Annotated in this window: 11 protein-coding genes; 7 read left to right on the top strand and 4 right to left on the bottom strand. The window is 56.9% G+C overall.

Features of this window, described 5'->3' with window-relative positions; translation table 11 throughout:
• The first annotated feature begins 114 nt into the window (after nt 1-114).
• From CA51_RS20700 to CA51_RS20730, 7 genes are all read left to right on the top strand, one after another.
• Nucleotides 115-849 (top strand): arginyltransferase, encoded by a 735-nt coding sequence (locus tag CA51_RS20700; protein WP_145123078.1) that lies wholly within the window; start codon nt 115-117, stop codon nt 847-849.
• A 170-nt stretch (nt 850-1019) separates the two neighbouring features.
• Entirely contained in the window at nt 1020-1454 is a 435-nt protein-coding gene (locus tag CA51_RS20705; RefSeq protein ID WP_145123079.1) for a thioredoxin family protein, read from the top strand.
• Between the two features lie 73 nt (nt 1455-1527).
• A complete protein-coding gene (locus CA51_RS20710) occupies nt 1528-1971 on the top strand; it encodes an anti-sigma factor (protein WP_145123080.1) in 444 nt (147 codons plus the stop codon).
• 773 nt (nt 1972-2744) lie between these two features.
• Nucleotides 2745-5798: a vitamin B12-dependent ribonucleotide reductase gene (locus CA51_RS20715; protein WP_145123081.1), complete on the top strand. Its 3054-nt coding sequence runs from the start codon at nt 2745-2747 to the stop codon at nt 5796-5798.
• A gap of 142 nt (nt 5799-5940) precedes the next feature.
• The gene (locus tag CA51_RS20720) at nt 5941-6420 is read left to right on the top strand and encodes a dihydrofolate reductase (RefSeq protein ID WP_231745811.1); all 480 of its coding nucleotides are present in this window, start codon (nt 5941-5943) and stop codon (nt 6418-6420) included.
• A 396-nt stretch (nt 6421-6816) separates the two neighbouring features.
• Nucleotides 6817-8241, top strand: a complete 1425-nt coding sequence (locus CA51_RS20725) for a TonB-dependent receptor (RefSeq protein ID WP_145123083.1) — start codon at nt 6817-6819, stop codon at nt 8239-8241.
• A 40-nt stretch (nt 8242-8281) separates the two neighbouring features.
• Nucleotides 8282-9349, top strand: a complete 1068-nt coding sequence (locus tag CA51_RS20730; protein ID WP_145123084.1) for a potassium channel family protein — start codon at nt 8282-8284, stop codon at nt 9347-9349.
• Nucleotides 9350-9367: 18 nt separating this feature from the next.
• On the opposite strand, the gene CA51_RS20735 is transcribed toward CA51_RS20730, so the two are convergent.
• From CA51_RS20735 to CA51_RS20750, 4 genes are all read right to left on the bottom strand, one after another.
• Nucleotides 9368-9877 carry an RDD family protein gene (locus tag CA51_RS20735; protein WP_197451360.1) on the bottom strand — a complete coding sequence of 170 codons (510 nt, stop codon included), beginning with the start codon at nt 9875-9877 and terminating at the stop codon, nt 9368-9370.
• A gap of 187 nt (nt 9878-10064) precedes the next feature.
• Nucleotides 10065-10694 (bottom strand): class I SAM-dependent methyltransferase, encoded by a 630-nt coding sequence (locus CA51_RS20740; RefSeq protein WP_231745812.1) that lies wholly within the window; start codon nt 10692-10694, stop codon nt 10065-10067.
• 305 nt (nt 10695-10999) lie between these two features.
• Nucleotides 11000-11623, bottom strand: coding sequence for a bL17 family ribosomal protein (locus tag CA51_RS20745; RefSeq protein WP_145123087.1), 624 nt, complete (start codon nt 11621-11623; stop codon nt 11000-11002).
• A gap of 93 nt (nt 11624-11716) precedes the next feature.
• A complete protein-coding gene (locus CA51_RS20750; protein ID WP_145123088.1) occupies nt 11717-12706 on the bottom strand; it encodes a DNA-directed RNA polymerase subunit alpha in 990 nt (329 codons plus the stop codon).
• Nucleotides 12707-12767 lie beyond the last annotated feature (61 nt).

The following is a 12767-nucleotide window of genomic DNA, read 5'->3' on the forward strand; positions in this document are numbered from 1 at the left end:
CCCCCGACTCAGACCGCGATTTGCCGCGTGCAAAACCAACAATCCGCGTGAGCCCAAACGCAGAATCCAGTACACTGGAACTGGTCTCTTTTTAATGCCCGCATGGCGTCCGCGATGTTCCAGCCCGCACGAGCTCAAAGCGAATCGAGCAATCCATTGATCGTCGTTCACGACGAACCTCAGCCATGCCCTTATATCCCCGGCCGCGAGGCGCGGATGCCGCTGCAGTGGCCGATGGGAACGATGACGCCCGAGATGCACGACCGCTGTCTGGCCGAAGGGTATCGCCGCAGCGGGCCGTTTTTGTATCGCACGAAATGCGAACGATGTCAGGCTTGCGAATCGACGCGGGTCGACATGCAAGACTTCCGCTGGTCGCAATCGTTTCGGCGGATCTTGAACCGCGGCAACCGCGATCTGCAGGTTCGCATCGCCCCGCCGACAGTCGACGCGGCGCGAGTGGAGCTGTTCAATCAACATCGCAACGCCCGCCAATTGGGGCTGTCCGAGCGGGAACTCGACGCGCAAGAGTATTCGGGTTTCCTTGTCGAAACCGTCTGCGACACCAAAGAGATCAGCTTCTGGAAAGACGATCAATTGGTCGCGATCGCAACGACCGACTTCGGCCGCGACAGCCTGTCGCTGGTCTACTGCTTCTTCGATCCGCAGTTCAGCCGCTACAGCCCAGGGACTTATTCGATCCTGAAGAACTTCGAACTGGCGATGCAATCCGACCGCCGCTGGGTCTATTTGGGGATGTACGTCGCCAGCAATTCGCACCTGAATTACAAAGCTCGCTTCGTGCCACAGCAGCGTTTACACCAAAAGGACTGGACGACTTTCCGCTAACTTGGCGGGCAAAAGCTTGCTATTCGGCAATTTCCACCCACAGTGTGTCGTAGTTCACCGAACTGAATCCGTGAACAAACGATGATTTGGTTATCGAGTCGCACAGATCGCGATCGAAGGGAACCAAGTTGTCGCATCAAACACATCGAAAGAATCGAGGAGTGGTGGAAATGCGTAAACCGCAAATTGGCAGTGTGTTGATTGGAGCCGTGATTGGATGCAGCCTGATGCTAGCCCAAAGCGAAGCGAGTGGCGAAATCCGCTGGATCAATTCGGTCCGCCAAGCACAGCAGAAATGGAGCGCGTCGCGTAAACCGTTGTTGGTCTACGTCACGTCGGAGAGCTGTTTCTTCTGCAAGAAATTGGACCAAGCAACCTGGATGGACCCGTCGGTAGGCGATCTGGTAAAGGAACGCTTTGTCAAATTGAAAGTCAACGGACAACGCAATCATGCGATCGCACAGCAGTTGAACGTGACGGCCTTCCCGACAGTCATCGTTCTGTCGGCCGACGGCCAAGTGCTCGGACGCCGCGATGGTTTTGTCGAACCGACCGAGATGTCGGCATTCCTGCAAACCGTCGCCCCTGCGACGACGCTGCATTAATAATATTCATCGCTGCCGTAGGTGAAGCCGCGACGGTGTGAGATAGAAATTTCATTTCGAAGGAAAACCTTCCGTGAACCGACCGCAAACCTCTTCGGACGACTGGCAGCCTTGCGAGCCGGGGACCTTGCAACGTTTGGCCGATCGACAACGCCGCGGCCGGCGGATCGCAGCGACCAAGCGGATCGCAGTGCCAGTCGCTGCGGTGGCGTTGTTGTTTGTCGTCGGACTCAGTTTCACCCGCCGCGACCAACCGGCCCACCAGCCGCACGGCGGCCTGTCGTGCGCTGAATTCGCTCGCCACATCCACGCCTATGCCGAGAACCAAGTCGATGCGACGTTGGCGGGGCAGATGCACCAACACGCGTTGGATTGCCCTCGCTGTCAGCAGAAGCTCGATGCGCTGCGCGACGCGGCGGCGACCCGTTTCCCCGCCGCTGCCCCAGGCTTACCGTTGCCACTAGGCCCCATTACCGATGGCGGCCGCGACCTACTGGCGCTCACAGAGTCTCGCTAAACGCTGGTCCCAAACGGCGCCGACGCCCCCCTCAGAAAACGGGTCTCTTTCCATCGCGACGCGGCGGCTGTGGCTTGCGCGCCGCGGAGAAATCTTCAGCCCCCGACGCGGCACTCGACCACCGCTCGATTCGGGCATGCAGCGTTTGACTCGGTCGCTGCCAAATGACGAACTCTTTGCGTCCCAAGCCTTCCGACGCGCGCCGTTCCGCTCGCTTTCGCAAAACTGCAACCGGTCAACGATTGCCGCAACAAGGCTTCGCTAACGTCAAAGTTTGACTAGGCGTCAGTTGCGGTCGCAGGAATTTCAATATTTCACGAAATCTAAGCAGTTTTTTCAGGTGTCTAATATCGGTTTCGTTGTAATTCTCTAAATCTTAAAGCAGCCTGAATTTACGTTGCTCAACGGCGACAAACCGGGCGACTGATCTTGGCTTTGCTATCGCCGCTAGCAAAGCAGTTTCCTGCATTTTCCGTACTTTGTGGTGTTCGTTGACAGCGAACAGCCGAACGGTAGGATAAGTGGAGATCAACATGTAGTGCCAATCACAACCGAAAGCCACTACAGGTAGTGTCCTGCGATTGCTAGCGATTCTTACGACTGACGTGGATATGAGATCATACACGCAGCGAGCACGCTCTGGCAGGCACGAAGATTGATCGACAGCTTTACGACTATTTCTACATAACGGACTCACGCCAGACGCTGGGAAGCGTGCATCGCAAGGTGCTTGGAGTGAGTCACACGGATGAAAACAAGGGAGTTTCTGACTTATGGCAATTGCGCCGACATGTCCCCAAAATGACCTGCAACATGGTATCGATCACGCCCGCGCCAAGTTTTCCTCCGCTGGACGCAGTAGCGTCGTTGGACTGAAAATTGATTCGGAGTTCTGCCCAACCGATGTCGACAGCCCGTTCGACACCAGCGAGTGGGTGCTCCGTAGCGCGGCGATCAAAGACGAAACGGGCACCGCTTTGTTCGAGCAACACGCCTGCGAAGTCCCCGCGAAGTGGAGCCAACTGGCGACCAACGTCGTCGTCAGCAAGTACTTCTATGGCGACCCCAAGAAGGCCGAACGCGAAACCAGCGTTCGCCAATTGATCCACCGCGTCACCCGCACGATCTCCGACTGGGGATTGGCCGACGGTTACTTCGACACCGCCGAAGATGGTGAAAATTTCTATCGCGATCTGACTTGGTTGTGCCTGCACCAACACGGTGCTTTCAACAGCCCAGTTTGGTTTAATGTCGGTCTATACGACCAGTACGGCGTGACCGGCGCGAAGTGCAACTGGCACTACGACAAGACACAAGGCCGCGTCGACCAACCCGAGAACCCCTACGAATTTCCTCAGGGCTCGGCTTGCTTCATCCAGAAGGTTGAAGACAACATGGAAGACATCATGCGTCTTGCGACAAGCGAGGCGATGTTGTTCAAGTTTGGCAGCGGCACCGGCACCGACCTATCGAGCATCCGCAGCGAGCGAGAGAACCTGTCGGGCGGCGGCAACCCATCGGGCCCGCTGTCGTTCATGCGTGTCTACGATCAGATCGCGGCGGTTGTTAAGAGCGGCGGCAAGACCCGTCGCGCTGCGAAGATGCAGTCCTTAAAGGTATGGCATCCCGATATCTTGGAATTCATCGAGTGCAAGTGGAGCGAAGAGCGAAAGGCTCACGCGCTGATCCAACAAGGTTACGACAGCAACTTCAACGGCGAAGCCTATTCGTCGGTGATGTTCCAAAACGCGAACCTGTCGGTCCGCGTGACCGATGATTACATGAAAGCGGTCCGCGACGGCAAGCGTTGGCAAACGCAATGGATCAGCGAAAAAGCGACCGGCACGCCGCCGGAATACGACGCTCGCGAACTGTTGAACAAGATGGCCGAATGCGCATGGCACTGCGGCGATCCCGGCGTTCAATACGACTCGACGATCAACACCTGGCACACCTGCCCTAACAGCGGCCGGATCAACGCCAGCAACCCTTGCTCGGAATACATGTTCCTGGACGACACGGCTTGCAACCTGGCGTCGATCAATCTGATGAAGTTCCGCCGCGCCGACGGCAGCTTCGACGTCGATCGTTTCCACGCCGCCTGCCGCGTCTTCTTCATCGCTCAAGAAATCCTTGTCGATCACGCCAGCTATCCAACCGCCGACATCGCGCTGAACAGCCACAACTATCGCCCGTTGGGTCTGGGGTATTCGAACCTCGGTTCGTTGGTGATGACCAGCGGCCTGCCTTACGATTCCGACGGAGCTCGCGGATTGTGCGGCAGCCTGACCGCGCTGATGCACGGATCGGCTAACCTGACAAGCGCCGAGATGGCGGGTGTTGTCGGACCGTTTGAAGGCTTCGCCAACAATCGCGAACCGATGCTGAAGGTGATGGGCATGCACCGCGATGCCGTCGAAGACATCAACGACGAGGGCCCTGAATACCTTAAGGATGCAGCTCGCAACCTGTGGGACAAGGTCATCGAACTTGGCAACCGCTACGGATTCCGCAACGCTCAAGCGACCGTGCTGGCACCAACCGGAACGATCAGCTTCTTGATGGACTGCGATACCACGGGCGTCGAGCCCGATATCGCGCTTGTCAAATACAAGCAACTGGCTGGCGGCGGAATGCTGAAGATCGTCAACCGCGGCGTCGAAGGTGCTCTGGAATCGCTCGGTTACGACACGACGCAAGCCAAAGAAATCGTCGCCTACATCGACGAACACGATACGATCGAAGGTGCACCACATCTTGCCGACGAGCATCTGCCCGTCTTCGATTGTGCGTTTACGCCCGCCGGTGGAACGCGCAGCATCGCTTGGCAAGCTCACGTGACGATGATGGCCGCCGCTCAACCGTTCCTGTCGGGTGCGATCAGCAAGACGGTCAACATGCCGACCGATTCGACTCCTCAAGATATCGCCGACGCTTATTTCTGGGGTTGGGAACTGGGCCTTAAAGCGATCGCGATCTATCGCGATGGTTCGAAGCAGAGCCAACCGCTGAACACCAAGAGCGGTGAGAAGACCGCGGCGGATGCGGAAGTCAAGGTTGTCGAGAAGGTTGTCTATCGACCACGCCGCGAACGCTTGGAAGATACCCGCCACAGCTTGACCCACAAGTTCAACATCGCGGGGCACGAAGGCTACATCAACGTCGGCCTGTATCCCGACGGTCGCCCTGGCGAAGTCTTCATCACGATGGCGAAAGAGGGATCGACGATCGGCGGTCTGATGGACAGCTTCGGCACCTCGACTTCGATCGCGCTGCAATACGGCGTTCCGATCGAGGTCTTGGTCAACAAGTTCACTCACACCCGCTTCGAACCGATGGGGCATACCAGCAACCCTGACATTCGAATCGCCAAGAGTATCGTCGATTACATCTTCCGTTGGATGGGAATTACCTTCCTGGCGGGATACCGCGAAGCGACAGTACCGGGTGCGGCGGAGAAGAGCGACAGCGGAACTTCGACCGAAACGAAGTCGCCCGCAAGCGAAGCTGCTTCGAAAGAATCCGGCGACGGCGAAGAGATGAAGCTCGGCGGCAACGGCCCAACAACCGAAACCCACGACACCGCAGCGAGATTCACCGTTGGCAATCTGCCCACCGTGAACATCGACGCTCTGGAACGAGCTGGCGTTTCGATGCAGATCTCGGCTGACGGAGCGAACGACATCGACAAGCCTGGTTCGCGCAGCGATCAATTCGCTCGCTTCCAAAGCGATGCACCGGCCTGCGATAACTGCGGCAGCATCACCGTTCGCAACGGTAACTGTTACCTGTGCCACAACTGTGGTGCCAGCATGGGCTGCAGCTAACGCTTCGGCAGAACCCTGCCTGAAAGAAGAAACACCCTGCGTGGGCTTCGCCGCTCACGCAAGGTGCTGATAATGAAACGGCCACCCTCGCGGTGGCCTTTTTTTTGACCACCGCTTTCCCCTTCTGCTCGAGACCGATCGCGTGTCATTGACTGCTGTTGTTGCTGCCACTCCCACCGGAACGATCGGTCTGGATAACGATATGCCGTGGCAACTGAGTCACGATCTGCGGCGTTTCAAGCGATTGACGATGGGCAGCATTCTGATCATGGGGCGGAAGACGTTTGATTCGATCGGACGCCCGCTGCCCGGGCGAACGACGTTTGTCTTGACCCGCGACCAATCGTGGGCGCATCCCGGCGTCGAGGCTTTCACCGATCCCGACGCGATGCTTGTGGCGGTTGGCGATCGCTCGGCCTACGTCGTCGGCGGTGCTCAAATCTACACGGCGATGATGCCGGCCTGCGATCATCTGTACCTGACGCGCGTCTGGAGCCAGGTCGTCGGAGACACCGCGGTCGAGATCGATCTCCAAGATTGGCGATGCCGCTTTGTCGAACGGATCCCCGCCGGTTCGCGCGACAGCATCCCCAGCGAATTCAGCGTCTGGGATCGAGCCTAAATTGAAGGCCGACAGCGCCTCGCCATTGAGATCGGCAGCCGCAACGCTGCTTGCTTTCATTGCCTTGGTGCCCCCATTCTAGGCACGATGCGTGGTGCACGACGATCGACCGATGGCCACGACCAGTTGACTCTGCGCGCTTGCTCCGGCGCCGTATCCGACTTGCGATCGATTTGTAAGACAAGGTGTTGATCCATCGAATTGCAAGTCGAGGCGAACCGATCGAAGGACCGGAGCGGGGCGGGTCCGTATCGGTGGCCACTTTGCAGGCCTGCCCACAGCGGAAAATTCATTTCTTACCCTCCATGAATTGCGTGATTGGTACACTTCGTGCTCCTAAGGCGTGATTAACTATTTTCACTTCATTCGCGTTTGAACACGGCGGGCTTTTTCAAAATGCATTTGTCACCACGAATTCCCACATCCGAACCAATCGACACGCACCAAAAGGCGCTGCAGGTTAATCTCGATCCACGACGCTACGGCACGTTTGCAGAGATTGGTGCCGGCCAAGAAGTGGTTCGGTGGTTCTTTCGTGTCGGTGGCGGTGCGGGGACGATCGCCAAGAGCATGTCGGCATATGACATGAAAGTCAGCGACGCGATTTACGGTCGAGCCAGCCGATACGTCTGCCGCGAACGTTTGCAGGCGATGCTCGATTACGAACACAAACTGAACCTCGACCGCTTGAAAGATGTTCGCGGCGACACGACTGCATTTTTTGCATTCGCCGACACCGTTTCGGCGCGAAACTTCCAAGGGACCAACGACTGCCACGGTTGGATCGGAGTCAAATTCCAGGCGCACCCGCGCGACGACGACAGCCAGATCATCATCCACGTGCGGATGTTGGACAACGAAGCGGCGCTGCAACAAGAAGCGTTGGGCATCGTCGGCGTGAATCTTGTTCACGGCGCGTTCGCTCTCAATCATGAACCCGAACTTTTAGTCGATTCGCTGCTGGACGGACTTTCGACGTCGCGGATCGAGATCGACATGATCGAGTTTTCGGGGATCGCTTTTCGCCACGTCGACAATCGGTTGATGAGTCTCAAACTAGTCGAACTGGGACTCACCGGCGCCGCGATGTTCGCCGCCAACGGCGATGTTTTGCAGCCATCGGAATTCTTTCACCGCAAACCGATCCTGGTCGAACGCGGCAGCTTCCGTCCCGTCTGCAATGTCAACTTGGACATGCTGCACTGCGCCCACGAAAAGTTCACGCAACTGCCAAGCGTCCAAGGAAAAGAAGTTGCTCAGGTGATGGAGATCACCATGCGGAACTTAAAAGCCGAAGGGGAGATCGATCTCCGCGACTTCCTGGCTCGCGCCGACGTGATGTCCGCCTGCGGCATGACCGTGCTGATCTCCGACTACTTTCAGTACTATCGCCTGGCGTCGTACCTGTCGCGATACACCAAAGAGAGCATCGCGATCACGATGGGAGCCGCCAGCCTGTTGGATCTATTCGACGAGAAATATTACGCCGGACTCGAAGGCGGAATCCTCGAATCGTTTGGCCGATTGTTCAAGAACGACCTGAAAATCTATTGCTATCCGCTGCGCGACCAGACGACAGGCGAGATGACGACGTGTGAGAATCTGGAGATCAAACCCGAACTGCAGAAACTGTACGGCTACCTGAAAGACCGCGGCGGGATCAACGACTTGGATAACTTCAATTCCGACTGCCTGAACATCTTCTCGCGCGACGTGCTGTGCAAGATCAAGCAGGGAGACATGAGTTGGGAATCGATGGTTCCCCCACCCGTCGCCGACGTCATCAAATCGCGCAGTTATTTCGAATACCAGGCGACATGAGCAGTCGTCGACCGAAGCTTCGCCCGCGGAAACGCTGGTAATGGGCGACAGCACTTCGATGCGGAAGATGCTGGTCGGGTTGACGTTCCTGTCGATCACTTGCGTCGCGGCGGTACTTGGCTTCATCGCGGCGGGATGGTCGGTCGTCGATTCGATCTACATGGTCGTGATCACAATTTTTGGTGTCGGTTACGGCGAAGTCCACCCGATCGACAGCACCGGGATGAAAGTCTTTACGGCTTTTATCATCATCGCCGGCTGTTCGTCGGGGATCTATGTGGTCGGCGGATTTGTACAAATGGTTGCCGAGGGCGAATTCTATCGAGCGTTGGGAGCGAGGCGGATGAGCCAAGGGATCGAACAAACATCCAACCATGTGATCATCTGCGGATTCGGCCGAGTCGGACGCAATTTGGCCGAGGAGCTCAGATCGCTGGACCAACCGTTCGTCTGCATCGATGAAAAGCCCGACCGTATCGTGCAAGCCGAGGAATTGGGCTATCTCGTAGTGACCGGCAACGCAGGCGAAGAGGAGACGTTGATCAAGGCTGGCATCCATCGTGCCGCGTACCTGGCCACGGTCTTGCCCGAGGATGCCGCCAATGTCTTCATCACGTTGACGGCTCGAGAGCTGACGCAAGAATTGCAGATCATTGCCCGTGGCGAATCGGAATCGACTCAGCGGAAGCTTGTCCGCAGCGGGGCCAATCATGTGGTGATGCCCGAAGCGATTGGCGCCGCACGGATCGCTAACATGCTCTCATGCCCGACCGCCGATTCACTGATCTCCGACGCGAGCCAAAGGAATCGCTGGAACAACGACCTGAAGGCGCTACGGCTTGCGATTCGCGAGGTCCGCGCCGAGGGGGCTTCGGCGGTCGCCGGCGGCAAGATCGCTGATCTGAATCTTCACGATGGCAGGCCCCTGATCGTGGCGATCCTATCAACCGATGGTCGGATCCGCCGCAACCCCGATACGAACGAACCGATACTCCCGGGCGACATCCTGTATGTCATGTCAAGCCAAGAGAAGACGCTGGCCGTGATTCGTCAAGTCCAGGCGCAACGCGCCGAGCTCACCTATCGTGGCTCGCGCGTTCAATCCTAAGCTGGTGGCCAATCTACGTTAGCGGCGAGCTGCGCGGGTGTGAACGACACGCGTTCCCGATAGTGAATCATGCCAGCCGGTGGTTTTGTCACCGAACAGAAACGATAAGGGCTCAAACGGAATCAAACGGGCGAAGGTGCGGCCGACGATTTTTCCGAAGCTCGCTTTCCCGCCGCCCGCGTCGACAACCCGTGTGCCGGTCAGCAGTTTGCCGATCGTCACCCCCAACGTCGCCTCCAGAAGAACGAAATAAAACACAACGACGCCCAACCCAACTACCATCCCCATCAACTGCAGTGTCGCGACTTCGTCTTGTGTGATCTGCCCACTGCTGGTCTCCACAAAAGCCTCACCGATCACACCCGCGACGCCCCCCGCTACAATCTGTACCATCACGTTGTCTACCAAGAAGTTCACGAGCCGTCTATTTTGCGAGGCAAACGGTACCCCATCGATACTCGCTCCGTCGTCGGCAGTCGGAATTGCTGCGGGCGTGGCGACGGGACTGGCATACGGATTGTCGGACATCGTTCTAACTCCTGGATCAATCATTCCAAAACAACTACCTAATCTGGTGGTCCAGCGGTGCAGGATGGATTATAGCGTTCACCAACACCGCCAGTTTGAAATAAGTATCTGTTGTTTGTCGCCGTCGCGAACTCACAGGACAGCCAGTCGAGTTTTCGAAGCCACTCCATCCACTGCGATCCGACATTCAAGGCTTAACAGCTCGGGTGGCAATGAAGGTATCGAGGAAGCTCGATAGCGGGTCGTCGTCGCTTTCACCAAAACGATCTTCGTAGAAGCCCGTTAACATGAAGCCGGCATTCAGCTGACCACCGATCTGATCCTCAAGGGTATGCCCAAATTCGAGCGGATTCCCTAGCTCGATCTCCTTGCGGATGTGCGGTTCATTGCGATGGTCCAGATCGGAATACGGGAGCGAATACCGGACCTCCAAATTGCCATTCAATCTGCGTTCATCATCGAAGATGTATCTGACCGCGTTGGTAAATCCAGCCAGCAACACTCCACCGGACCGCAACACGCGGAAGCATTCACGCCACACGGGAATCACATTTGGAATGAAGCCGTTCGAACAGGGGTGAAAGATCAAATCGAACGATTCATCGGAGAAGCGAGAGAGGTCAGCCATATCGCCTTCTTCAAAGCTCATATCGAGCCCATCGCGCTCGGCAACCAAACGATCTTGGTCGAGTTGCCGCGGTGAATTATCAAACACAGTTACCCGGGCTCCTGCAGCGCCGAGCACCGGAGCCTGTTGACCGCCGGCCGAAGCAAGACACAGCGTCTGCGTGGCATGAAGCGGCGGGAACCACGCCATCGGAACAGGCTTTGTCGGCGTCAAAACGATGCGAAAATCACCGCCTCGCGCGGCGTCGATGACTTCCGAACCGGCGGGCTGCGTCCAACGATCGGCCTGTTCGACTTTCCGGTTCCACGCAGTGCGGTTATACGATCGAACGTCCATATTGCTCTCCCATCTTCAGAAACACGACCGCCGCGATCTTCCGGCTTCGATCGGCGCACAAAAAAAGAACAAGCCGTAAAAGCCTGTTCTCTTCGTTGTTTTACTTTCCACAACGCCGACCTTTTGATCCGCGTGATGGGGAAGGGACTTGCGATCGACTACTCTTTCGCTGCGGTCTCTTCTTCGGTTGCGACTTCATCGTCAGCTGCCGAATCGCTGTCGTCATCGAACGATGGGCGTTCCGCCTTTTGGCTCACGCGATCGTTGACACCAACAAATTCCAAGATCGCACGAGTACCGGCATCGCCTAGACGCGGAGTCGCCAGACGCATGATGCGCGTGTATCCGCCTGGACGATCGCGGAAGCGGTCAGCCATTTCGTCGAATACGATCCGCATCGCTTGCTTGTCGCCGAGCAATTGCAAAACGCGACGTCGAGCGGCGATGGCTGGAGCACGAGCGTCGCTCCACTTCCGCCAGTTTTCACTCTTACGCCAAGTCTTCCAAGCTTCGGATCCGCGTTCGGCGTCGGTCGCGTACTTCTGCGACTCTTCCTCCGCTGCCAGCGATCGTTTTGCGATCGTGATGCAGCGTTCCACTAGCGGGCGAATTTCCTTGGCCTTTTCCAAAGTAGTGACAACGCGGCCTTTAACCTTTGGCGCGTTATCATCAAACTCTGCATCTCGTTCGGTGAGGAACAAGCTGCTAGCCAGGTTCTTGTACATTGCCTTGCGGTGGCTCGGACTGCGGCCGAGAACACGCCCTTTTCGTCGATGTCGCATGATTGAACTGCTTGGATGAGACAGGCGTTAGGCCCGTCGATAAACAAAATGTGTTAGTGCTGGATTACAACGCGATGCTGATATCAGCAACGATTACATCAACCCGCCAGTTGGAACCCGCATCCCCAGATGCAATCCCAACGCATTGAGCTTGTCGCGAACTTCGTTCAATGTAGTATCGCCAAAGTTGCGGACTTCGATCAGTTGATCTTCGGTGCGAACGACCAAATCGCGAACTGTGCGGATCTGTTCGGATTCCAAGCAGTTGCCTGCACGGACCGAAAGACGCAGGTCGCTGATCGGCATGTTCAGCTTGGCTTCCAATTGAGCTTCCGCCGAGTTCGCTCCGCCACGAGCGACGGTGTGGATTCCTGGTCCCAGTTCGGTGTATTGAACGAATGGGTTCAGGTGCTTTCGCATGATCTTGGCCGATTCGGTCAGCGCCAATTCGGGGCCAACGGTTCCGTCGGTCCAGATTTCCATGATCAAGCGATCGTAGTTAGTCTTTTGACCAACGCGAGTCTCTTCGACTTCGTAACGAACGCGAGTCACGGGGCTGAAAACCGCGTCGATCGGAATGATGCCGATCTCGTGTTCGCCGGTGCTGTGTTCGGTCGACGGGACATAACCGCGGCCGTTCTCAACAACCATTTCCATCATGAACGGCACGTCTTCGGTCAAAGTCGCCAAGACGTGGTTGTTGTTGATGATTTCGACATCTTGGTCGGTTTGAACGTCGTTACCGGTGACATCGCCAGCGGTATTGCGTTGCACGGTGATCACGCGAGTCGATTCGCTGTGGTTGCGAACGATCAAGCTTTTGACGTTCAGAACGATCTCGGTGACGTCTTCCATCACGCCGGCGATCGAGCTGAACTCGTGCTGTGCCCCATGCACTTTGATCTGAGTGACGGCGCTACCTTCGAGGCTCGACAGCAACACGCGACGCAGGCTGTTGCCGACGCTGTTGCCAAATCCACGCTCGAACGGTTCGGCCACAAATTTGCCGTAGGTGGGAGACAATGATTCACGATCGACTTCGACCGTGCTGGGCAATTCCATTCCACGCCAACGAATGTGCATGGCTGATGTTCCTTGTTACGGAAAACTAATATTAGTGGGAGGCTTCACGGGGCCGGGGGCC

It is taken from the genome of Rosistilla oblonga, assembly GCF_007751715.1.
Taxonomy (GTDB): Bacteria; Planctomycetota; Planctomycetia; order Pirellulales; family Pirellulaceae; genus Rosistilla; species Rosistilla oblonga.

Coding starts and splice junctions, on each gene's coding strand:
- CA51_RS20750 (WP_145123088.1), bottom strand. CDS start 12,706: ATGCACATTCGTTGGCGTGGAATGGAATTGCCCAGCACGGTCGAAGTC.
- CA51_RS20700 (WP_145123078.1), top strand. CDS start 115: ATGTTCCAGCCCGCACGAGCTCAAAGCGAATCGAGCAATCCATTGATC.
- CA51_RS20740 (WP_231745812.1), bottom strand. CDS start 10,694: ATGGCGTGGTTCCCGCCGCTTCATGCCACGCAGACGCTGTGTCTTGCT.
- CA51_RS20745 (WP_145123087.1), bottom strand. CDS start 11,623: ATGCGACATCGACGAAAAGGGCGTGTTCTCGGCCGCAGTCCGAGCCAC.
- CA51_RS20715 (WP_145123081.1), top strand. CDS start 2,745: ATGGCAATTGCGCCGACATGTCCCCAAAATGACCTGCAACATGGTATC.
- CA51_RS20725 (WP_145123083.1), top strand. CDS start 6,817: ATGCATTTGTCACCACGAATTCCCACATCCGAACCAATCGACACGCAC.
- CA51_RS20735 (WP_197451360.1), bottom strand. CDS start 9,877: ATGTCCGACAATCCGTATGCCAGTCCCGTCGCCACGCCCGCAGCAATT.
- CA51_RS20705 (WP_145123079.1), top strand. CDS start 1,020: ATGCGTAAACCGCAAATTGGCAGTGTGTTGATTGGAGCCGTGATTGGA.
- CA51_RS20730 (WP_145123084.1), top strand. CDS start 8,282: ATGGGCGACAGCACTTCGATGCGGAAGATGCTGGTCGGGTTGACGTTC.